Origin of the sequence: Streptomyces sp. NPDC014870 (assembly GCF_043081505.1) — a bacterium.
GTDB lineage: Bacteria > Actinomycetota > Actinomycetes > Streptomycetales > Streptomycetaceae > Streptomyces.
The window spans coordinates 726,218-746,805 of sequence record NZ_JBIBWQ010000001.1; the positions used below are offsets into that span (position 1 = coordinate 726,218).

Genomic DNA, 20,588 nt, shown 5'->3' on the forward strand with positions numbered 1-20,588 from the left:
GGGCGGGTGCGGTCTGGAGGGGTGGCTTCCGACGCCCCGCGCGCATGCGCTTCCTTCTTCCGGTGAAGTCATTAGGCTGCGCCCCGAGCCGCACCGGGAGCCCGGAGGGACCCGGGCCCGGACATCGACGGAAGCGAGAAGATCTTGAGTTTCCTCACCATCGGTCACCGCGGAGTCATGGGCGTCGAGCCCGAGAACACCCTGCGTTCCTTCGTCCGCGCCGAACGGGCCGGCATGGACGTCATCGAACTGGACCTGCACCTGAGCAAGGACGGCGCCCTCGTCGTCATGCACGACGCGGACGTCGGCCGGACCACCGACGGCAGCGGCCCGATCGCCGAGAAGACCCTCGCGGAGCTGCGGGAGCTCGACGCGGGGGGCGGGGAGCGCGTCCCCGTCTTCGAGGAGGTCCTGGACGCGGTGCGGTCCCCGCTCCAGGCCGAGATCAAGGACGCGGCGGCGGCCCGCGCGCTCGCCGAGGTGATGGTCCGGCGCGACCTGGTCGGCCGCGTGGAGGTGCTCTCCTTCCACGACGAGGCCCTCGCCGAGGTGGCGCACCTGGTCCCCGGAGTCCGTACGGCTCTGGTCGCCGAGGAGTGGGGACCGGACCTCGTGGACCGGGCGAAGGCCGTCGGCGCCGGGGCGCTCGTCCTGAGCATCCGGAACCTCACGCTGGAGACCGTCGAGCACGCCCACGCGGAGGGGCTCCGGGTGATCGGCTGGGTGGTCAACACCCAGGACCACCTGCGGCTGGTCCGCGCCCTCGAGCTGGACGGCGCGACGACCGACTACCCGGAGATCCGCCGCACCGGCCGCTTCACGGCCTGAGCCGGGGCCCCGGCTCAGGCACGGGGTCCCCCTCAGGCACGGGGTCCCCCCTCAGGCACGGGGTCCCCCTCAGGCACGGGGTCCCCCTCAGGCACGGGGTCCCGCCCGGGGCTCAGGCCAGCGGCTTGACCAAGAGCTCGAACTGCAGGTCCTCCCGCTGCGGGAGACCGAAGCGGTCGTCGCCGTACGGGAACGGGGTCATCCGGCCCGTACGGCGGTAGCCGCGCCGCTCGTACCAGGCGATGAGCTCCTCGCGCACCGAGATCACGGTCATGTGCATCTCGGTCACGCCCCACATCTCCCGGACCCGGCGCTCCGCCTCCTCGATGATCCGGCGGCCGAGGCCCGCGCCCTGGAGTTCGGGACGCACGGCGAACATGCCGAAGTAGGCGGCCTCGTCCCGGTGTTCGAGCTGGCAGCAGGCGACGATCTCGTCGCCGCGCTCCACCACCATGAGCCGGCTGCCGGGCGTGGTGATGACGGCGCGGACGCCCTCCTCGTCGGTGCGCTGCCCCTGGAGGATGTCCGCCTCCGTGGTCCAGCCGGCCCGGCTGGAGTCGCCCCGGTACGCCGATTCGACGAGGGGGACGAGGACCGGGACGTCGGCCTCGACCGCGTCGCGGTAGGCGATCAGGTCGGTGTCCTGGGGCGTGGCGGTGTCCATGCTGTACGGGTCTCCCCTCGGGGGCGCGGGTGATCCCCCCGAGCGTAACGCGCTCGGGGCGTGCTCCCCCGTGTACGCCTGTGCGCTCGCGTACGCGGGTTCGGCCGCGGGCATCCATGCGGAGGGGAGACCACGGGAGGTGTGTCGTGCACGGACCGGCCGTGACGGCCTGGCTGTTGCTGACGCTGTGCGGGGCGAGCGCGGTCTACTGCCTGCTGCGGGCGCGTCGCTGTGCGGGAGAGGAGCGCAGGACGGCCGCCGGTGAGGCGGTGATGGGGTTCGGGATGGCGGCGATGGCGCTGCCCGCGACGGTCGTGACCCCGCCGGCCTGGTCGTGGGCGGTGTACGCGGCGGTGTTCGGGGCCGCGGCGCTGCACGCGCTCGGCTCGCTGCGGCGCGGCGGTCACCATCTGCACCACCTGGTGGGTTCGCTGGCGATGGTGCACATGGCGTGGCCCGGGGCGGGCCAGGGCGCGGCGCACGGCGGCCACGGGGGCGGTGGGGGCCTGCCGCTGGTGACGGGCGCGCTGCTCGTCTACTTCGTGGTGTACGTGCTCCACCAGGGCGCCCGGCTCGTCCCGGTCCCCGGACAGGTGGCCGCCGCCGCGGGCGGTCCGGCGCCGATGTGGGTCGTACGGCCCGAGTTCACGCTCGTGTGCCGACTGTCGATGGCCCTCGCGATGCTGGCGATGCTCGTCACGCTCTGAGCCGGGCGCGGCGGGGTGTCGGAGCGTCCGGGGAAGCCGTGGCGTACGTCACTTGGCGCGCCGGGCCGTTACCCAGACGTAGCACGGCCTCATAGGCTGACGCCATGTTGGTCTCCCTCGCGTTGCTCGCGCTCGGCGTCCTGACCGCCGTCGCGGCCCCACGACTGCTCGCGCGGTCCGACTGGGCGGAACGCGAGCCCGTGGTGGCGCTCTGGGTGTGGCAGTGCGTGGTGGCGGCCGTCCTCCTCTGCTTCGCGCTGTCGATGACGTTCAGCGCGGCCGCCGCCTGGCACGTGGTGCGCGGTCAGGTCTTCGCCCCCGCGCCGCGCCAGGTGATCGAGGCGTACGAACTGGGCGCGCACCAGCCCTGGTCGGCGGCGCTGGCCGTGGTCCTCGCCTGCGGCGGGCTGTGGACTTGCGCGATGCTGACCCGGGAGATCCGCGGCGCGCGGGCCCGCCGCCGGCGGCGGCGCCGCGAACTGCTCGTCCGTTCCCCGCTGTTGCCGGGAGAGGAGCCGGGCAGCGAGGCCCTGGTGGTCCTGGAGGGCGAGCGGCCGGACGCCTGGTGGCTGGCGGGCACCACGCCCCAGCTGGTCATCACGACGGCGGCACTGCGCCGGCTGAAGGGCCGCCAGCTCGACGCCGTCCTCGCCCACGAGCAGGGACACGCACGGGCGCGCCACGACTGGCTGCTGCACTGCTCGGGCGCGCTGGCGAACGGGTTCCCCGGCATCCCGGTCTTCGCGGCCTTCCGCGACCAGATGCACCGGTTGGTGGAGCTGGCGGCCGACGATGTCGCCTCGCGGCGGTTCGGGCGGCTGACGATCGCCCTGGCCCTTGTCGAACTCAACGAGGAGCGTGGGGTGTTCGGCCCCGGCACGACGTCCGGCGCGGACCTCCCCCGGCGGGTGAACCGGCTCCTCACGGCCGCTCCCCGGCTGACGCCGGTGCGCCGGTTGCGGCTGACGGCCGCCGCCGCGCTGGTCCCTGTGGTGCCCGTCCTGGTGGCCTTCGTCCCCGCGCTGCGGGCGCTCGGTTAGCACCGGAGCGCGCCCGCGAGGGGGCGCGGCACCGCGCCGGGTCGCGGGTCGGGGAAGATCGACCCATGCGCTCCTCCGCCGTGGTCTCCGCCGCTCTGCTCGTGGTGCTGCTCGTGCTGGTGGGAGTGGGGTGGTCGCCGCTGCTCTCGCTCGACCGGTCGATCGTCGAGTCCCTGCACCGCAGCGCCGTCGCCGAGCCGGGGTTCACGGGGGTCAACCGTGTCCTGAGCGACTGGGTCTGGGATCCGTGGACGATGCGTGTGCTGGTGGCCGTCGCGGCGCTGGCGCTGTGGTGGCGGCGCGAGCGGTGGCTCGCCGTCTGGCTCGTGGGCACGCTCCTGGTGGCCGCGGGGGTGCAGCAGGCGCTCAAGGCGGCGGTCGGCCGCGAGCGGCCCGTGTGGCCGGATCCGGTCGACTCGGCGCAGTACGCGGCCTTCCCCTCGGGACACGCCCTGACGGCGACGGTGGGGTGCGGGCTGCTGCTCTGGGTGGCGGCCCTGCACTGGCGGGACACCTGGCGCGGCTGGAGCGTGCTCGCGGTGACGGCCGTGGTCTCCGTGGCCGGCGCCGGGTGGACCCGGCTCTACCTGGGCGTGCACTGGCCGACGGACGTCGTCGCGGGCTGGCTGCTCGGCTGGTGCGTGGTGGCTGTGGCGATCATCACGTACCGCCGCTACGGCGGCCAGGGACGGAGAACCGGGCGACCGGCCTCATCGGGCCCGGACCGGAGCAGAATGGGAGAAACGACGTGAAGCCGCCTGTCCTGGACGATCCCCCGCGTCGCCCAGAACAGACGGCCACCCCGCTGACCAGCCATGAAGGCGCGACAGCAGGCTGCGCTGAGTATATTGGCTGCGAGCCAGTCAACGCAGGAGTCAAGCATGTCCCCGCGTAGCCCATCGGTCAATGAAGAGCTCAGGCGACGATCTCGGGAGCGACTGCTCCAAGCCACTGTCGAACTCGTCTCGGAGCGCGGCTACGAGGCGACGACGCTGGGTGACATCGCCGAGCGCGCGGGTTCGGCGCGCGGACTGATCTCGTACTACTTCCCCGGCAAACGCCAGCTGCTCCAGTCGGCGGTGCACCGGCTGATGCACCTCACGCTCGAGGAGGCGCTGGAGCGGGAGCCGCGCACGGAGGACGGGCGGGAGCGGATGGCGCGGGCCATCGACGCGATCCTGGGGCTCGCCGTGGACCGCCCGGTGCTCATGCGCACCCACATGGCGGGGATCCTGCAGGCCGAGGGGTTCGTGCAGTGCCCTGAGCAGCAGCGCCTGGCGTTCCTGCTGCGGGACACGGTGACCCGGTACGGCGCGGCGGACGTGGACGCGGACTATCCGCTGCTGCGGGCGCTGCTGATGGGCGCGGTGGTGGCGGTGCTGCTGCCGGGGGCGCCGATGCCGGTGGCGCGGCTGCGGGCGGAGCTGTTCCAGCGGTACGGGCTGGAGTGGGAGAGGGGCATGCCGCCGGACGGAGGTCCGCCCGACGGCATGCCGTTCAGTGCTTCGGTCGCTTCGGTGTCACCGGAGCGGGTGCCGCGTCAGTCGTCGTCCCAGTCGCCCCAGCCGCCGTCGAAGTCGTCGAAGTAGTCCGGCTGCGTCTGGACGTTGAGCTCGTCCATCCGGATCCACTTCGCGATGTCCGTGCGACGGTCGTCGAGCCTCAGCACGTCGAAGCCCTTGACCAGGTCGTTCGAGTAGATGTAGCCGTTGTAGTAGTACGCCGACCAGGAGCCGCCGCCGACGAGCCGGTCCGTGGCGATCGGGCCGCGCTCGAAGTAGGCGATCTCCTTGGGCTTGCTGGAGTCGGTGAAGTCCCAGACGGAGACACCGCCCTGGTACCAGGCCTGGACCATGATGTCCTTGCCCGGGACCGGGATCAGCGAGCCGTTGTGGGCGACGCAGTTCTCGGTGTCGGCCTGGTGGCGCGGGATCTTGTAGTAGCTGCGGAAGACGAGCTTGCTCTTCTTGCCCTTGCCGACGATGTCGTAGATGCCGTTGGCACCGCGGTTCGGGCCGACGGCCGCGTTGCAGGTGGCCGCGCCGCCGCCGCCGAGCTCGTCGGTGAAGACGACCTTGTTGGCCTTCTGGTTGAAGGTCGCGGAGTGCCAGAACGCGAAGTTGACGTTGTCCTGGACCTGGTCGATGACCCTCGGGTGCTCCGGGTCCTCGATGTCGAAGATGATGCCGTCGCCCATGCAGGCGCCGGCCGCGAGGTCCTTGCCGGGCAGCACGGTGATGTCGTGGCAGCCGGTGGTCTTGGAGACGCCGGGGTTGGTCGGGCCGCCCGGGTTGCCGCCGCCGTCCGGTCCCTCACCGGGGAACAGGACGGGGAAGGAGACGATCGCGGACTTCTGCGGCGCCTTGCGCGGCACCTTGATGACCGTGATGCCGTCGTGCGGCGGCTGGCAGTCCGGGAAGGTGGAGTTGGGCGAGTACGACGAGACGTAGACGTACACGTCCTTCTTCTTGGGCACCAGCGTGTGGGTGTGCGAGCCGCACGCGGTCTCGACGGCCGCGACGTACTTCGGGTTGCGGATGTCGCTGATGTCGAAGATCTTCATGCCCTCCCAGGAGGACTTCTCCGTGGCCGGCTGGCTGACGCTGGCACAGGAGTTGTCGCTGCGGGAGGAGTCGGTGGACAGGAAGAGGAGGTTGCCGGAGACGGAGATGTCGTTCTGCGATCCGGGACACAGGACCTGGGCGACCGTCTTCGGGGCGCGCGGGTTGCTGATGTCGAAGATCCGGAAGCCGTCGTAGTTGCCCGCGAAGGCGTACTTGCCCTGGAACGCGAGATCGGAGTTGGTCCCCAGAAGAGCGTCCTTGGGGATGTTGACGAGGTGCTTGATGTTGGCGCTGTGGACGATCTCGTCCACGCCGGGTATCTCGCCGCTCTGGATGGCGGATCGCGCTTCGGCCGCCTGTTCCGAGGAGACCGTCGACCGCGCGGTGCTGTCGCCCGGGTCGGGCGTGGCGGCCGCGGGGCCGGCTGCGAGCAGGCTGACCAGCAGTCCGGCCGCGGCGGTAGCCACGCCCAGACCTCTGATCCGAGCGCGCGGGGTACGCGTGAGGCGCGTCGTACGCAACGAAGTCACTCCGTCCTCCCTTGTGTCCGTTCGAAGTTGAACGGTTCATGGCCCCCGGCAGTATCGTCCTTAGCGTGCACATCTCAACAGATGGCAACACACATGTAATGAAGGTTTTTGATCAACGGCCCGTGGAAGCGTGCTAGGAACGGTGCCCGGACCAGCCCGGCCCTGTCCGCCCGAACCACCTCTGGAGGTCGTCTTGTCGAACCGCCGCATCGCCCGCGGAGCCGTCGCTCTGGCGCTGAGCGCCGTCGCCGTACTGGCCCTGGCCTCCTGCGACTCGGGGTCCGGCGGGGGCACGCCGCAGGGCAAGGGGGCCACGGAGCCCGCGGTCGTGGCACCGGGGAAGCCGGGCGAACCGGCGCGCCGGATATCCCCCGCCGAGGCGTCCAAGCTGCTGCCCGACGACAAGCCCAACGCGGCGGACTTCACCTACGCGCAGATGATGATCGTGCACCACCGGCAGGCCCTGACGATGACCGCGCTCGTCCCGGAGCGGGCCGCGTCGGCGCAGGTCAAGAAGTTGGCGGAGCGGATCACGGCGGCCCAGCAGCCGGAGATCGGCGCGATGGAGGGCTGGCTGAAGAACAACGGCGGGCCGCGCGACCAGGGCGGCCACGACCACCACACGATGCCGGGGATGGCGACCGAGGCGCAGCTGGCGCAGCTGAGGAAGGCGAAGGGCGCCGCCTTCGACGAGCTGTTCCTGAAGCTGATGATCACCCACCACGAGGGCGCGGTGACGATGGCGGCCGAGGTGCTGGGCAACGGGAACAACGTGCTGGTGGAGGAGATGGCCAACGACGTGATCGCGCAGCAGTCGGCCGAGATCAACCGGATGCGGTCGATGTAGGGCGGGGGCGGCTCGTGGCGGTCGGGCGGCGGGGCGGGGCGGCCGGGCGCGCCGACGCGCCTCGGATGGTGTCACGCACCTCCCCTCCGGGGGCTTCCGGTGGGATGCTGGAAGCCTCTCGGCGGGCATTCCCGCGGCGGGAAGGAGTACGGACGTGCTTCGAGTCGCTGTCGTCGGTTCCGGGCCCAGCGGGGTCTACACGGCCCAGTCGCTGGTCCAGCAGTCGGTGCTGCCCGGGGTGCGGGTCGACGTCCTGGACCGGCTGCCGTGCCCGTACGGCCTGGTCCGCTACGGGGTCGCGCCCGACCACGAGAAGATCAAGTCGCTCCAGCAGAACCTGCGGGCGGTCCTCGAGGACGAGCGGATCTCCTTCGTCGGGGACGTGGAGGTCGGCGCGCGGGGGCTGACCCCGGCCCGGCTCCGGGAGCTGTACCACGCGGTCGTGTACTGCGTGGGCGCGGCGCGGGACCGCCGGCTCGGGGTGCCCGGCGAGGACCTGGCGGGGAGCTGGTCCGCGACGGACTTCGTCTCCTGGTACAGCGCGCACCCCGACGCGGTGACCGACGGCTTCGCCGGATCCGGGACCGGTCTGGACGGCCGCTCGGCGGTGGTGATCGGGGTCGGCAACGTGGCGGTGGACGTCACGCGGATCCTGGCGCGCGGGGCGGACGAACTGCGGCTGACGGACGTGCCCGAGGGCGCCCTGCGGGCGCTGGCGGCGAGCCGGGTGCGCGAGGTGCACATGGTGGGCCGACGGGGCCCGGGGCAGGCGAAGTTCACGACGAAGGAGCTGCGGGAGCTGGGCGGGCTGCCCGGCGCGCGGGTGCGGGTGGATCCGGCGGACCTGGCCCTGGACCCCGCGTACACCGACTCCGCCGGGCTGCCGGCCGTGAACCGGCGGAACGTGGAGGTCGTCCGCGGCTGGGCGGCCGACGGCGCGGACTCCGACGCGCCGCGCGGAATCCATCTGCGGTTCTTCCTGCGGCCGGTGGAACTGCTCGGCGAGGACGGGCGGGTGGCCGCGGTCCGCTTCGAGCGGACCGTGCCGGACGGCAAGGGCGGGGTGCGGGGTACCGGCGCGTTCGAGGAGATCGAGGCCCAACTGGTGCTGCGGGCCGTCGGATACAAGGGGGTCCCGCTGGCCGGGCTGCCCTTCGACGAGGCCCGGGGCACGGTCCCGAACGAGGCGGGCCGGGTGCTGCGCGACGGCGTCCCGTCGCTCGGCGAGTACGTGGCCGGCTGGATCAAGCGCGGGCCGACGGGCGTCATCGGCACCAACCGCCCCTGCGCGAAGGAGACCGTGGCCTCGCTCCTCGCGGACGCGTCCGCCCTGACGGACCGCCGGCTCACCGGCGACCCGCTCGACGCCCTGCGCGACCTGGGCCACGACCCGGTCGCCTGGCGGGGCTGGCTCTCCATCGAACGAGCGGAATCCGCCCTCGGCCGCTCACTGGGCCGCGGCCGGGTCAAGATCCCCGACTGGGCGGGCCTCCGCGCGGCGGCGGGCGGGGACGGGGCCTAGGGCCTTCGTCCGGATCGGGCGGGATCAGGGCCCGGCGCATCAGGCCCTAGGGCCTGTCCGGCGGATCAGGGCCGGATAGGACGCGGCGTCTGGTGCGGTGCATCGCAAGGCGCCGGAGCGTCTCGATAGCGGAGCTATCGGGGCGTTTCGGCAACGCGGCGAGGCGCCGTGCCAGACGCCGCGGCCCCGGTCATGATCCGCCGGACAGGCCCTAGTCGGCCTCGCGGGTCGTCTGGGCGTGGGCGGCGCTCAGGACGCTGTCGAGGAGGCCGGGGAAGAGCGCGTTCAGGTCGGCTCGGCGCAGGGCGTTCAGCTTGGCCGTGCCCCGGTAGACCTGCTCGACGACGCCGCTCTCGCGCAGCACCCGGAAGTGGTGCGTGCGCGTCGACTTGGTCACCGGGAGTTCGAAGAACGAGCAGCTCAGCTCGGCGCCGTCGGCCCGCGCCAGGTCGCTGACGATCCGCAGCCGTACCGCGTCCGAGAGCGCGTGCAGCACCGCCTCCAGGCGTATCTCGTCCCGCGCGGGGTGGTCCAGGACCCGGGGCTTGGTCGCGGTCGTCACGGCGGCTCCACTTCATCCGGAAGTCACCATTGTACGATAATCCTCGTAGTTTGACAGCCGCCGTACTACGACGGCTATCGTACGAGTACCCCCGGGAGGCCACCAGCAAGGCCCCCGCCAGAGGAGTCCGTCATGAGCGTCGCCCTGTTCGAGCCCTACACCCTGCGGTCGCTGACCATCCCGAACCGGGTGTGGATGGCCCCCATGGACCAGTACTCGGCGGAGCCCTCCGGCCCGGACGCCGGCGTGCCCAACGACTGGCACTTCGCCCACTACGCCGCCCGTGCCACCGGCGGGACGGGCCTGATCCTCGTCGAGGCGACGGCCGTCTCCCCCGAGGGCCGGATCAGCCCCGCCGACCTGGGCATCTGGAACGACACCCAGGCGCGGGCGCTGAGCCGGATCGCCCGGTTCCTCAAGGAGCACGGGACGGTGCCGGGCATCCAGCTCGGCCACGGCGGCCGCAAGGCGTCGACCAAGCGCCCCTGGGAGGGCCGCGGGCCGGTCGGCCCCGGCGAGCACGGCTGGCAGCCGGTCGGGCCGAGCCCCGTCCCGTTCGCCGAGGACCACCCCGTGCCGACGGAGCTGACGGCCGAGCAGATCGCCGAGATCCCCGGCCAGTTCGCCGAGGCGGCGCGACGCGCACGCGGCGCCGGCTTCGAGGTCGTCGAGGTGCACGGCGCCCACGGCTATCTGATCAGCAGCTTCCTCTCCCCGTACGCCAACCGCCGCACCGACGCCTACGGCGGCTCCTTCGAGAACCGCACCCGACTCGCCCTCGACGTCGTGGACGCCATCCGGGGCGCGTGGCCCGAGGAACTGCCGGTCTTCTTCAAGATCTCGGCCACCGACTGGCTGGAGGACGCGGGCTGGACCGCCGACGACACGGTCCGCTTCGCGCGCCTGCTGCGCGAGCACGGCGTCGACCTCCTGGACGTCTCCAGCGGCGGCAACGGCGGCCCGGCCGACATTCCCGTCGGCCCGGGCTACCAGGTGCCGTTCGCCGCCCGGGTGAAGGCCGAGACCGGGCTGCCGGTCGCGGCGGTCGGCCTCATCACGGAGAGCGGGCAGGCGGAGAAGATCGTCGCCAACGGCGAGGCGGACGCCGTCCTGCTCGGCCGGGAGCTGCTCCGCGACGCGTCCTGGGCCCGCCGCGCGGCGCGCGAACTGGGCGCCGTGACCCACGCGCCCGTCCCGTACGCCTGGGCGATCTGAGGACCGGCCGGCCGACGCGCCCACGCCGGGGCGTCAGCCCTTTTCGCGCGCGTTCCGGAAGCGGGCCAGGCCGTCGCCGAGCGCGACGAGCGGGTCCGGGTAGTCGTAGGCGGCCCGGTCGAGCCCGGTCAGCCGCCAGGGTTCATGGACGTCGGGCGCTTCGAGACCGGCCAGCTCCGGAACCCACCGGCGGACGTAGCGGCCGTCGGGGTCGTGGCGGAGCGCCTGCCGGATCGGGTTGAGGACCCGATTGGGCCGTGTGTCGGTACCCGTGCCCGCCACCCACTGCCAGTTGAGCTGGTTGTTCACCACATCGCCGTCGACGAGGAGGCTCAGGAAGTGGCGCGCCCCCTCGCGCCAGTCGATGTACAGCGTCTTGGTCAGAAAGGACGCGGCGATCAGACGTCCGCGATTGTGCATCCAGCCCTCGTGGGCCAGTTGACGCATCGCCGCGTCGACGATGGGGTACCCCGTGCGTCCCTCCCGCCACGCCTGCAACTCCGCCCCGGCGTCCTCACCGCTCCGCCAGCGGTCGCCCTGCGTGCGGTAGTCCCGGGTGGAGGTCTCGGGCCGCGCGGCCAGGACCTGGTGGTAGAAGTCGCGCCAGCACAGCTGCCTGACGAACGCCTCGGCGCCGTGCCCGCCGCGCGACCGGGCGCGCTGCACCACCTCGGTCGGCGAGAGGGCGCCGAAGTGGAGGTACGGGGACAGCCTCGACGTGACGTCGCCCGCGAGGTCGTCGTGGCGTTCCTGGTACGCGTCGGCATGCCGCGACAGCCAGGAGCCGAGCCGCTTGCGCCCCTCGCTCTCTCCGCCCGCCGCGAGACCTTCGGACACCCCGGAGACGGCCGAGCGTGCCGGAAGGTCCTCGGTCCGCACGGTGGAGGGCACCGGCACGGCGCGCGGGGCGGCGAAGGGCTGTCGTAGCGGCTGGTCGTACCAGCGCCGGAAGTACGGCGTGAACACGGCGAAGTGGTCGGAGCCCTGGGGGGTGACGTCACCGGGTGACACGGCCGTGCTCACCGCGTCATGGACGTAGAAGCGGCAGCCGTCCGCCTCCAGGGCCTTGCGGAGCCTCGCCTCCCGGGCGACGGCGAAGGCGGTGTGACCGACGGCCATGTGGACCTCGTCGGCCTGCGTCTGCCGTACCACCGCGCACACCTCGTCCACCGTGTCCCCCGTACGCACGACGAGCCTGCCACCCCTGGCCTGCAGCGCCTTGTCGAGGTCGACGAGGCAGTCGGCCAGGAACGCCAGCCGGTTGGGGGCGGCGAATCCCGCGCGGTCGACCGCGGGGTCGCGGACGAACAACGGCACGACCTCCCTGGCCCCTTCGAGGGCCGCCCGGAGCGGCGGGTGGTCGTGCACGCGCAGGTCGGAGGTGAACAGGACTACGGAGAGGGTCATGAGGCGACTCCTGATGATCGGCCGCCGCATGGGCGCGGGGTGATCGGCCGGCCGGACCACGGCGGTTCTACAGGGACCCTTCCGGCCGCGGGCGGAGTACGGATGCGACGGATGCGGCGGATCGCGTCCACGCATCCGTGGACGTGTGTTCCCACGAAGAGAGGACGACGACGAGGGAGCGGGAGGGCCGTGTCGTGAGCACCGAGCGGTCGTGGACGGTGGCACCCGACCGAGGGCGTCCCTACGGCCGCCACTGCGCCCATCTCGCGGCCGTGACGAGACCGGCACCGCCCCCCGGCGACGGCTGCGCCGAGTGCCTGGCCCTCGGCCGGCGCTGGTCGAGGCTGCGCTGGTGCGCGACCTGCGGGCACGTCGGATGCTGCGACAGTTCCCGGGGCCGCCACGCCTACGCCCGCTACGAGGCCACGGGACACCCGGTGGCGCTCTCCCTGGAACCCGACGAGCCATGGGCATGGTGCTACGCGGACGAACTCTTCCTGGTCGAGACCGCGTCACCGAGCGGCCGATGAGCCCGGGGCGAGGCGCCGTCATGAGCGCCGAACCCCATGACGTGGCCGGGACCCTGGCGGCTCACAGACCGCCGCCGATGCGGAAGGCGAAGAGGAGCGCCACCATCACGGAGCCGAGGGCGATCAGGGAGACCCACACCATCGGGTGCTCCCAGACACCCCCATCAGGGCGCTCCGGGTGCGCCGACGACGTGGACCCCTCGGCAGGGGGTGTCTCCTCGGGCCGTACGAGTCTGTCAACCATGACGCCTCCCGGGTCGGGGGACCGTGGACACCGTTCCTCTCCACGGTCCCCCGAGCCGCGTCGGGCCGCGAGGCGCGTCGGTCGTGCGTCGAAACAGCCGGTCAGACAGCCGGTCAGACAGCCGGTCAGACAGCCGGTCAGACAGCCGATCGCGCCGTCCGCTTCGCGGTGGGGGAAGCGCCCCGGGCTTCACGGGCGAGGGCGCTCGGCCACCAGGCGCGCGGGCCCATGTCGATCACCAGGGCCGGCACGAGGAGGGACCGGACGACGAGCGTGTCGAGGAGCACGCCGAAGGCGACGATGAAGGCGATCTGGACGAGGAAGGCGAGCGGGATCACCATGAGGGCCGCGAACGTGGCCGCGAGGACCACGCCGGCCGAGGTGATGACTCCCCCGGTGGTGGTCAGCCCGCGCAGCACCCCCTGGCGGGTGCCGTGCGTGAGGGTCTCCTCCCGCACCCGCGACATCAGGAAGATGTTGTAGTCGACGCCCAGGGCGACGAGGAAGACGAATCCGTAGAGCGGGACGGAGGCGTCGGTGCCGCTGAAGCCGAGCAGATGCTCGAACACGAGGGCCGAGACCCCCAGGGTGGCGAAGAAGTTGAGCGCCACCGTGGCCACCAGGAGGACCGGGACCAGCAGGGAGCGGAGCAGCAGGACCAGGATCAGCAGGATGATGCCGAGGACGACGGGCACGATGACCGCGCGGTCCCGTTCCGAGGTCCGCTGGGTGTCGTACTGCTGGGCCGTGTAGCCGCCGACGATCGCGTCCGCGCCGGGAACGGCGTGGACGCGCTCACGCAGGCGCTCGACCGTCTCCTTGGCGGCGTCGCTGTCGGCGGCCGCCGACAGCGTGGCGTCGATGCGGACCCGGCCGTCGACGACGAGCGGCGCACCCGGTCCCGGTCGGCCCGACGCGGTGACGGTCGCCGCGGACGAGACCCCTGCGGTGTCGGCCGCCGCCCGGGAGACCTGCTCGGCGCGGTCGGCGTCGGCGATGATCACCGTGGGGTTCCCCGAACCGCCCGGGAAGTGGCGGCCGAGGGTCTTCTGCGCGCTGACGGAGGGCGCGTCGTTCACGAAGATCTCGTCGAGCGGCACGCCCTGGGAGGACAGCCCCGGCGAGAAGGCGGCCAGCGCAAGCAGCACGGCCCCGGTGGAGACCCAGACGCGGCGTGGCGAGCGGTCGATGAGGGCGGCGACGCGGCGCCAGAGCCGGTGGCCTTCGGCCGTGGCGTCCGAGGGCTTGGGCGTGGCGGGCCAGTAGGCGGCGCGGCCGAGCAGGACGAGGACGGCGGGCAGGAACGTCAGCGTGCTGAGCACCGCGCAGACGATGCCGATGGCGCCCACCGGTCCGAGGGCCCGGTTGTTGGTCAGATCGCTGGCGAGCAGGGCGATCAGCGCGAGGGCCACGGTGGCCGCGCTGGCGACGATGGCCCCCGCGGATCGGCGCACCGCGGCGACGGCCGCCGCCGCGCGGTCGCCCCGGGCGGCGAGTTCCTCGCGGTAGCGCGCGGCGAGCAGCAGGGCGTAGTCGGTCGCGGCGCCGATGACCAGGATCGACAGGATGCCCTGCACCTGACCGTCGACCCGCACGATGTCGCGGTCGGCGAGCGCGTACACCACCGCGCACGCGAGACCGAGGGCGAGGACGGCGCTGATGATGATCACCAGGGGCAGCAGCAGGCTGCGGTAGACCAGCAGCAGGATCAGCAGGACGGCGCCGAGCGCCACGGCCAGCAGGAGCCCGTCGATCCCGGCGAAGGCGTCGGACAGATCCGCCTGGCTCGCCGCGGGGCCCGCGATCTGGACCTGGGCACCGGGGACGGTCTGCGCGGCCGCGCGGACCTCGTCGAGGACGGCCGGAAGCTCCTCGCCGAGGTCGGGAGCCAGGGGAACGACGGCCTGGAGGGCCTGGCCGTCCGTGGAGACGAACGCGGGCGACGGGGTTCCCGCGATGCCGGTGTCGCCGTCGAGCCCGGCGACCGCCTGGCCGGCGGCCTGCCGCTGTGCCTCCGTCACCCGCCCGCCGTCGGCGGTCCACACGACGATCGCGGGCACCGTCTCCGACGTCTCGAAGGCCTTGCGGGCTTCGAGGACCTGGGTCGATTCGGCGCTGCGCGGCAGGAACGCGGCCTGGTCGTTCGTGGCGACCTCACCGAGCTTGCCCGCGTAGGGGCCAAGGGTGCCGCCGATGCCCAGCCACACCACCAGCAACGCGAACGGCACGAGCAGACGTACCCACCGCGAAGTGCTTCTCATGTCATTCCTCAAGACGATGCGCAACAAGTTCGACAGCAAAGTATCTCAATGATTGAAATACTTGAACCCCGCCCCCTTCCCGCCCCTCCGGCACGTGGCCACGGTCGCGTCACCGTGCACTTCGGCCGGAGCGTGCGATCCGGTTGCAGCGTCGAACCGGCGACGCACGTGCGGCCCCCACCGTGGTGGGGGCCGCACACGTCACCGCCTGCCGTCGGCGCGCGGTTCTACTTCGGCATCAGGACGGTGTCGACGATGTAGACGGTCGCGTTGGCGGTCGGCACGTTGCCGCAGACGACCTTGGAGGAGTCGTTGACCGTGTAGTCGTCACCCGAGCCCTTGGTGGTGATCATTCCCTTCTGGAGGGTCTCGAACGAGCCGTCGTTCAGCTGCTCGGGCGTGAGCTTCTGCCCGACGACGTGGTAGGTCAGGATCGAGGTGAGCTGCTCCTTGTCGGCGAGCACCTTGTCGAGGTCGGCCTTCGGGATCTTGGCGAAGGCGTCGTTCGTCGGCGCGAACACGGTGATGTCCTTGGCGTTGTTGAGGGTGTCGACCAGGCCCGCCTGCTTGACGGCGGCCACCAGCGTCGACAGGGCCGGGTTGTTCGACGCGGCCGTGGCGACCGGGTCCTTGGCCATGCCGTCGAAGGAGCCCGCACCGTCCTTCGGCACCGAGGCGCAGGCCGGCCCGAAGGGCGCGGCGGCCGTCGTGCCCTCGTCGGCGGAGGGCGAGCTCTCCTCCGTGGCGGAGGCCTCGGGGGTCGAGCCGGACGACGACGCGTCGCTGCCGGAGTCCGAACAGGCCGCGAGCGAGAGCGGAAGCAGGGCCGCGGCGGCGACCGCGACGGCGGCACGGCGGAATCGGAGGGCGTTCATCAGAGGTACTCCTTGGTGGGTATCTGACTGCATGGGCTGGATGGACTGGATGAGTGGCGTGAAGGGGGTGAGTGGGGTGAGTGGGGTGAGAAGGGTTGATCGGCCGGAAGGGGTGGATCGGCGGGCCGGGCTAGCCGGCGGTCACCACGACGGAGTGCCATCCGCTGGCCCCGTCGGGGATCGTTCGCGTACGGCGTTCGGTCTGGGTCTCGCCGGTCCTGTCGGACGCGCGGACGGTGAGCGTGTGGGTGCCCGGGGTGGCCTGCCAGCGGTACGACCACTGGCGCCAGGTGTCGCGGGTGTGCTCGGCGGCGAGGTCGGCCGGCTGCCAGGGACCGTCGTCGACGCGGACGTCGACACGGTCGATCCCGCGGTGCTGGGCCCAGGCGACTCCCGCCACCACGACCGTCCCCGCGGCCGGCCGGGCGAAGGGTTTCGGGGTGTCGATGCGGGCCTGGGTCTTGATCGGCGCCCTGCGCGCCCACTTCCGCTTGACCCAGTACGGGTCGTACGCGGCGAAGGTGGTGAGCTCGATCTCCTCGATCCACTTGCACGCCGAGACATAGCCGCACAGTCCGGGCACGACCATCCGGACGGGGAAGCCGTGGTCGAACGGCAGGGGTTCGCCGTTCATGCCGACCGCGAGCAGGGCGTCCCGGCCGTCCATCACGTCCTCGACCGGCGTACCGAGCGTCAGGCCGTCGACGGAGCGTGCGACGAGCTGGTCCGCCGGTCCGCCGCGGGACGGCGGCCGAACGCCCGCCTCCGCGAGGAGCCCCGCGAGCGGTACGCCGAGCCAGCGCGCGGTGCCGACGTACGGCCCGCCCACCTCGTTGGAGACACAGGTCAGCGTGATGTCGCGCTCGATGAGCGGCCGGTCGAGCAAGGCGTCGAAGGTGAGGTTCAACTCCCGTCGTACGCCCCGCCCGTGCACCCGAAGCCGCCAACCGTCCGTCGCCACCTTGGGGACGACCAGCGCGGTGTCGACCCGGTAGAAGTCCCGGTTCGGCGTCACGAAGGGGCTGAGGCCGGGCACGCGCGGCGCCGCCCCGGGAGCCACGTCGACCGCGGGTGACGCGGGACGGGGCAGGACGACCGCGGCGCGGGAGGCGACCGCGTCGCCGGCTCCGGCCGAGGTCAGCGCCCGGCCCAGCGCCCCCGCTCCCGTACTCGCCACGACGACGCCGCCGGTGGTCAGGAGGAAGCGCCGCCGGTTCCAGCCGTCCGGCCGACCGTCAGACCTGTCGGTGGTACGCGCGGCGAGCGGGCCGATCAGGGTGTGGAGCACGACAGCGCCGGCCAGGCCGCCCAGCAGGGACGGCAGGGCGTCGGTGTACGCGTCGGAGTCGGGCCGGCTCAGCGCGGCGGCCGCTCCGATCACGCCGAAGGCCACGACTCCCGCCGCGGCCGTCCGCCGCATGCGCAGCGCGAGCAGACCGAGCCCGGCCGCCAGACAGGCCATGACCACGAGGATCCCGGCCTGCAGGACCAGCTTGTCGCTCGTCCCGAAGGTGCGGATCGCCCAGTCCTTGACCCCCGCCGGAGTCCGGTCGACGGCCGCTCCTCCCACGGCGATCACGGGTCCGGACTCGGGCCGGACCAGGGCCGCGACGAGTTCCGCAAGGGCCAGCGCGGCGTAGCCGGAGACGACACCCACGAGGGACGCCCGTGCTCGTCTGCCGACGGCTGCCTTGTCGATGTTCACGACCGGACTTCGGAGTCACCCGGTTCCCCGGATTGGCCGATCGCTCTCACGAGTGAGACCGGGCTGCGGGTTGACGTGTTCCCAGTTCCGCCCACACGGTGTGGCCCGGACGATCGGGCAGGTCGCCCCAGGCGTCGGCCAGCGCGTCGACGATGAGCAGCCCGCGGCCCCCGGTGGACCTCCAGGGCGGCTGCCCCGCCCGCGTCCAGCCAGCGGACGAGTTCGTGACGGACTGCCTGCGGTTCACGCAGGACGGACCGGCGCAGCGGGGCGCCGCCCCGCGCGGAGGGCATGTACGTCAACTGCACGGTCACGCGCATGAGGGAGCGCCCTGGGGGATGCGTGCGGGACGTCGTCCGGGTCACTTCGGCATCAGGACGGTGTCGATGATCTGGACGTTGGCGTTGGAGGTCGGCACGTCGCCGCAGATGATCTTGGCGGTGTCGTTGACCGTGAAGGCGTCGCCCGAGCCGTAGGTCGTCAGGGTGCCGCCCTGCAGCGTCTTGAACGAGCCGTCGGCGAGATCGGCCTTGTCGACCTTCTCCCCCACGACGTGGTACGTGAGGATCTTGGTGAGCTGCTCCTTGTCGGCCAGGACCTTGTCGAGGTCGGCCTTCGGAATCTTGGCGAAGGCGTCGTTGGTCGGCGCGAAGACGGTGATGTTCTCGGCGTTGTTCAGCGTGTCGACCAGGCCGGCCGCCTTGACCGCCGAGACGAGGGTGGACAGTTCCGGGTTGTTCGACGCGGCGGTCGCGACCGGGTCGTCGGCCATGCCGTCGACGCTGCCCTCACCACTGGTCGGCAAGGCGGCACAGCCGGGACCGAACGGCCCGTCCGCGTGGGCGGCCGCGAAGGACTGCGGGGCCAGGACGCCGAAAGACACCGGAAGGACGACGGCGGCGGCAGCGGCAGCCGCGCGGCGCGCGAAATGCGAGGTGCTCATGATGCTTCCTCCTCCTGGGTCCGAACCGGGGACGGGCTCGGCCATGGGCGGGAAATACGTCTCGGCTGATATTCGACGCCACACCCCCGATCGGATGAGGAGAGTGGGCAGCGATGTGCCGGCGCGTCGGCCGGGCCGCCTCCTCGCCACCTGACGTCGCCGGACGGACACGGCGAGTCCGCCCCCCGGTCACTCCGGCGGCGGCGCGGGAACGAGCCGCTCGCCCCACCCCTGGAGTTCGCCCGCTTCCCGCAGCGTGCCGGTCAGCCGTACCGGTCCGTCCCCGGCCGCCCGCACGGCCAGGACCGGCCCCCGCGAGGTCCCGGAGACCGCGCCCCCGACCGTCACCGAGGTCAGGTGACGGCTGCCCGCGGCGAGGTAGTAGCGCGCTCCGGACGGTGCCGTCCAGAAGGTGCCGGCGAGCATGTGCTGACCGAACCTGCCGCACGCGGCCGTGTCCGCCGGCGCGGGTCGTGGACCCCGCAGTGGGAGGCCGGCCCCCGTCGCCGGCTCCAGGGCCACCGTCACCCGAGCGCGCCCCTGCCAGTTCTCCGCCCGCAGGCACGTCCAGGTGGCCGATCCGCTCTTCTCCGGGAGGCTCTGGCGGGCGAACTCCCAACGATTGACCGCGCGTACGCCGCTCTGCCGCAGGGCGGGCAGGGCGCAGGCCGATCCCTCCCAGGCGCCGAGCCCCGCCCGCGAGGTCGCCTCGCGGGGCTGTCGCGCCGGAACGCCAGGACCCGGCACGGGTGTCCAGGTCAGGTGGACGGGAGTGAGCTCCCCGAGGTCGGCCAGGAGGAAGGAGTGGTCCTCGACGATACGGGTGGAGGACCGCAGTTCGAGCGCGGGCACGCGACGGCAGTCGCCGGTGACCTGGGGCACGGGGGCGGTGACCCCGTCCGGGGAGGCCGCCAGCGCTGCGGCCGGCAGGTCCGGTCGCCGGAGGTCCCGTACGGCGCTCCGGTCGATCCAGGGTGCGAGCAGGAACCGCGCCCCACCCGCCGACCTGCTCAGGACGACGGCCGCGCCGGTGGTGACATCGGCGTCGTCGGCGTGGGCGAGTTCCAAGGTGGCCGGTTCCCCGGGGGTGTTCGGCTCGGTGTAACGGACGACCCTGCGGTCGTCGTGGAGGAGCACGACCAGGGCCCCGTCGACGGCTCCCGCGTAGAGCAGCCGTGGCGGTGCGACCGGTGGGGACGTCGGCGTTCCCGGCGTCGCCGTCAGGCGGGGGCCGGCGCGTTCGCCGCTGCCGTGCGGGAGGGAGCCCCGGGCCCAGGCGTCGAGCGCGCGGGCCAGGAGTGCCTCGTCGGTCGTCCTCGTGCCGCGCGCGGGCCAGGCGGTGAGGTCGACGCGGGCCGTGTCGGCCCACAGCTCCGCCGGCGCCCGGACCAGCTGCCCGGGGTCCGTCACCGGGGCGAGGGCGGCGGCCGGGCCCGGCGCCGCCGCGGTGCCGGGGGTCGGCTCGGCGCGCGTGCCGAGCACCGCGGCCGTGGTGGTGGCGAGCACCAGGGCGGCGGCCAGTCCGGCGAGGCGGGTGCGCCGGCGGCGGCGCAGCAGGTCCGTGGGCCGCGTCTGTACGGTGCACGGGTCGAACTCGGCTCCGTGCAGGAGCGATTCGGCATCGCTTCCGACGACGGAGCGCAGATGCTGGGCGGCGTGGAGGGCCTGCGCCGGTTCCCGTACCCCCGCCGCGGCGAGCAGAGCGGCGGCGGACCGGGCGTTCTCCTCTTCGAGGACGCGCAGGGCGAAGGCCGCCCGTACGTCCGCGGACACCCGGGCCAGCTCACGGTCCAGGGCGAACTCGCCGTCCCCGCCCGCCCGGGTGAAGAGCCGCAGTCCCAGGACCGTGGGCAGCAGGGGCCGTACGGGGAAGGGGCGGGGGTGGGCGGCCGCGCGCAGCGCGGCGGACAGCACCCGCTCCCGGAGCCACTCCCGCACCTGGGCCGAGTCGGCGGCCTGTGCGGGCACCCGTGACCGGGCACGCGCGGGCCGCGCTCCGGAGAGGCTCTTCTGTACGAGGGCGTGGGCGGCGAGCACGCGACGGTGCCGGCCGAGGGCGGGCGGGAGGATCAGGTAGGCGAGCCTGAGGAGTCGGGGGTAGTGCTCGACGAGCACGGCCTCGGCGTCGTGCCGCCGGGGGCGGG

The 20,588-nt window shown here is 72.9% G+C and carries 19 protein-coding genes; 9 read left to right on the plus strand and 10 right to left on the minus strand.

Annotated features, from left to right (window positions below; genetic code table 11):
* Positions 1-144: 144 nt before the first annotated feature.
* Positions 145-828 (plus strand): glycerophosphodiester phosphodiesterase, encoded by a 684-nt coding sequence (locus tag ACF09C_RS03030; RefSeq protein WP_392087976.1) that lies wholly within the window; start codon positions 145-147, stop codon positions 826-828.
* Positions 829-940: 112 nt separating this feature from the next.
* On the opposite strand, the gene ACF09C_RS03035 is transcribed toward ACF09C_RS03030, so the two are convergent.
* Positions 941-1,492: a GNAT family N-acetyltransferase gene (locus ACF09C_RS03035; protein ID WP_392087979.1), complete on the minus strand. Its 552-nt coding sequence runs from the start codon at positions 1,490-1,492 to the stop codon at positions 941-943.
* 146 nt (positions 1,493-1,638) lie between these two features.
* On the opposite strand from ACF09C_RS03035, the gene ACF09C_RS03040 reads away from it, so the two are divergent.
* The 4 genes from ACF09C_RS03040 (at position 1,639) to ACF09C_RS03055 (ending at position 4,828) form a co-directional block, all read left to right on the plus strand.
* Positions 1,639-2,199 carry a DUF5134 domain-containing protein gene (locus ACF09C_RS03040; RefSeq protein ID WP_392087981.1) on the plus strand — a complete coding sequence of 187 codons (561 nt, stop codon included), beginning with the start codon at positions 1,639-1,641 and terminating at the stop codon, positions 2,197-2,199.
* Between the two features lie 104 nt (positions 2,200-2,303).
* The gene (locus tag ACF09C_RS03045) at positions 2,304-3,239 is read left to right on the plus strand and encodes a M56 family metallopeptidase (RefSeq protein ID WP_392087983.1); all 936 of its coding nucleotides are present in this window, start codon (positions 2,304-2,306) and stop codon (positions 3,237-3,239) included.
* A 65-nt stretch (positions 3,240-3,304) separates the two neighbouring features.
* Positions 3,305-3,991 carry a phosphatase PAP2 family protein gene (locus tag ACF09C_RS03050; RefSeq protein ID WP_392087985.1) on the plus strand — a complete coding sequence of 229 codons (687 nt, stop codon included), beginning with the start codon at positions 3,305-3,307 and terminating at the stop codon, positions 3,989-3,991.
* A 129-nt stretch (positions 3,992-4,120) separates the two neighbouring features.
* Complete coding sequence (locus tag ACF09C_RS03055) at positions 4,121-4,828, plus strand: TetR/AcrR family transcriptional regulator (protein ID WP_392087988.1); 708 nt, start codon at positions 4,121-4,123, stop codon at positions 4,826-4,828.
* Here the strand turns inward: ACF09C_RS03055 and ACF09C_RS03060 are convergent.
* The gene (locus ACF09C_RS03060) at positions 4,780-6,333 is read right to left on the minus strand and encodes an LVIVD repeat-containing protein (RefSeq protein ID WP_392087990.1); all 1,554 of its coding nucleotides are present in this window, start codon (positions 6,331-6,333) and stop codon (positions 4,780-4,782) included. The two genes, ACF09C_RS03055 and ACF09C_RS03060, sit on opposite strands and share 49 nt — an antisense overlap.
* 193 nt (positions 6,334-6,526) lie before the next feature.
* Here ACF09C_RS03060 and ACF09C_RS03065 point away from each other — a divergent pair, with 193 nt between their 5' ends.
* Together ACF09C_RS03065 and ACF09C_RS03070 are read left to right on the plus strand one after the other, a co-directional pair.
* Complete coding sequence (locus ACF09C_RS03065) at positions 6,527-7,180, plus strand: DUF305 domain-containing protein (RefSeq protein WP_392087992.1); 654 nt, start codon at positions 6,527-6,529, stop codon at positions 7,178-7,180.
* A gap of 154 nt (positions 7,181-7,334) precedes the next feature.
* Positions 7,335-8,702, plus strand: coding sequence for an FAD-dependent oxidoreductase (locus tag ACF09C_RS03070; RefSeq protein ID WP_392087995.1), 1,368 nt, complete (start codon positions 7,335-7,337; stop codon positions 8,700-8,702).
* 211 nt (positions 8,703-8,913) lie between these two features.
* Here ACF09C_RS03070 and ACF09C_RS03075 read toward each other — a convergent pair whose 3' ends face one another.
* Positions 8,914-9,264, minus strand: a complete 351-nt coding sequence (locus ACF09C_RS03075; protein ID WP_392087997.1) for an ArsR/SmtB family transcription factor — start codon at positions 9,262-9,264, stop codon at positions 8,914-8,916.
* Between the two features lie 132 nt (positions 9,265-9,396).
* On the opposite strand from ACF09C_RS03075, the gene ACF09C_RS03080 reads away from it, so the two are divergent.
* Positions 9,397-10,479: an NADH:flavin oxidoreductase/NADH oxidase gene (locus tag ACF09C_RS03080; RefSeq protein ID WP_392088000.1), complete on the plus strand. Its 1,083-nt coding sequence runs from the start codon at positions 9,397-9,399 to the stop codon at positions 10,477-10,479.
* 33 nt (positions 10,480-10,512) lie between these two features.
* Here the strand turns inward: ACF09C_RS03080 and ACF09C_RS03085 are convergent, their stop codons facing one another.
* The gene (locus ACF09C_RS03085) at positions 10,513-11,886 is read right to left on the minus strand and encodes a cryptochrome/photolyase family protein (protein WP_392088002.1); all 1,374 of its coding nucleotides are present in this window, start codon (positions 11,884-11,886) and stop codon (positions 10,513-10,515) included.
* A 194-nt stretch (positions 11,887-12,080) separates the two neighbouring features.
* On the opposite strand from ACF09C_RS03085, the gene ACF09C_RS03090 reads away from it, so the two are divergent.
* Positions 12,081-12,416, plus strand: a complete 336-nt coding sequence (locus tag ACF09C_RS03090; protein ID WP_392088004.1) for a UBP-type zinc finger domain-containing protein — start codon at positions 12,081-12,083, stop codon at positions 12,414-12,416.
* 61 nt (positions 12,417-12,477) lie between these two features.
* Here the strand turns inward: ACF09C_RS03090 and ACF09C_RS03095 are convergent, their stop codons facing one another.
* From ACF09C_RS03095 to ACF09C_RS03120, 6 genes are all read right to left on the minus strand, one after another.
* Positions 12,478-12,660 (minus strand): DUF6480 family protein, encoded by a 183-nt coding sequence (locus ACF09C_RS03095; protein ID WP_362422666.1) that lies wholly within the window; start codon positions 12,658-12,660, stop codon positions 12,478-12,480.
* Positions 12,661-12,797: 137 nt separating this feature from the next.
* Positions 12,798-14,921: an MMPL family transporter gene (locus ACF09C_RS03100; RefSeq protein ID WP_392088007.1), complete on the minus strand. Its 2,124-nt coding sequence runs from the start codon at positions 14,919-14,921 to the stop codon at positions 12,798-12,800.
* Positions 14,922-15,148: 227 nt separating this feature from the next.
* Positions 15,149-15,796, minus strand: a complete 648-nt coding sequence (locus ACF09C_RS03105) for a fasciclin domain-containing protein (protein ID WP_392088009.1) — start codon at positions 15,794-15,796, stop codon at positions 15,149-15,151.
* Between the two features lie 130 nt (positions 15,797-15,926).
* Positions 15,927-17,501, minus strand: a complete 1,575-nt coding sequence (locus tag ACF09C_RS03110; protein ID WP_392088012.1) for a molybdopterin-dependent oxidoreductase — start codon at positions 17,499-17,501, stop codon at positions 15,927-15,929.
* A 361-nt stretch (positions 17,502-17,862) separates the two neighbouring features.
* Complete coding sequence (locus ACF09C_RS03115; RefSeq protein ID WP_392088014.1) at positions 17,863-18,444, minus strand: fasciclin domain-containing protein; 582 nt, start codon at positions 18,442-18,444, stop codon at positions 17,863-17,865.
* A 189-nt stretch (positions 18,445-18,633) separates the two neighbouring features.
* Positions 18,634-20,559: a hypothetical protein gene (locus ACF09C_RS03120; protein WP_392088016.1), complete on the minus strand. Its 1,926-nt coding sequence runs from the start codon at positions 20,557-20,559 to the stop codon at positions 18,634-18,636.
* Between the last annotated feature and the right edge of the window lie 29 nt (positions 20,560-20,588).

Bases quoted from the DNA above. Each gene is read 5' to 3' on its own strand.
- ACF09C_RS03035 (WP_392087979.1), bottom strand. From the start codon at position 1,492: ATGGACACCGCCACGCCCCAGGACACCGACCTGATCGCCTACCGCGAC.
- ACF09C_RS03045 (WP_392087983.1), top strand. From the start codon at position 2,304: ATGTTGGTCTCCCTCGCGTTGCTCGCGCTCGGCGTCCTGACCGCCGTC.
- ACF09C_RS03050 (WP_392087985.1), top strand. From the start codon at position 3,305: ATGCGCTCCTCCGCCGTGGTCTCCGCCGCTCTGCTCGTGGTGCTGCTC.
- ACF09C_RS03055 (WP_392087988.1), top strand. From the start codon at position 4,121: ATGTCCCCGCGTAGCCCATCGGTCAATGAAGAGCTCAGGCGACGATCT.
- ACF09C_RS03080 (WP_392088000.1), top strand. From the start codon at position 9,397: ATGAGCGTCGCCCTGTTCGAGCCCTACACCCTGCGGTCGCTGACCATC.
- ACF09C_RS03085 (WP_392088002.1), bottom strand. From the start codon at position 11,886: ATGACCCTCTCCGTAGTCCTGTTCACCTCCGACCTGCGCGTGCACGAC.
- ACF09C_RS03095 (WP_362422666.1), bottom strand. From the start codon at position 12,660: ATGGTTGACAGACTCGTACGGCCCGAGGAGACACCCCCTGCCGAGGGG.
- ACF09C_RS03100 (WP_392088007.1), bottom strand. From the start codon at position 14,921: ATGAGAAGCACTTCGCGGTGGGTACGTCTGCTCGTGCCGTTCGCGTTG.
- ACF09C_RS03105 (WP_392088009.1), bottom strand. From the start codon at position 15,796: ATGAACGCCCTCCGATTCCGCCGTGCCGCCGTCGCGGTCGCCGCCGCG.
- ACF09C_RS03115 (WP_392088014.1), bottom strand. From the start codon at position 18,444: ATGAGCACCTCGCATTTCGCGCGCCGCGCGGCTGCCGCTGCCGCCGCC.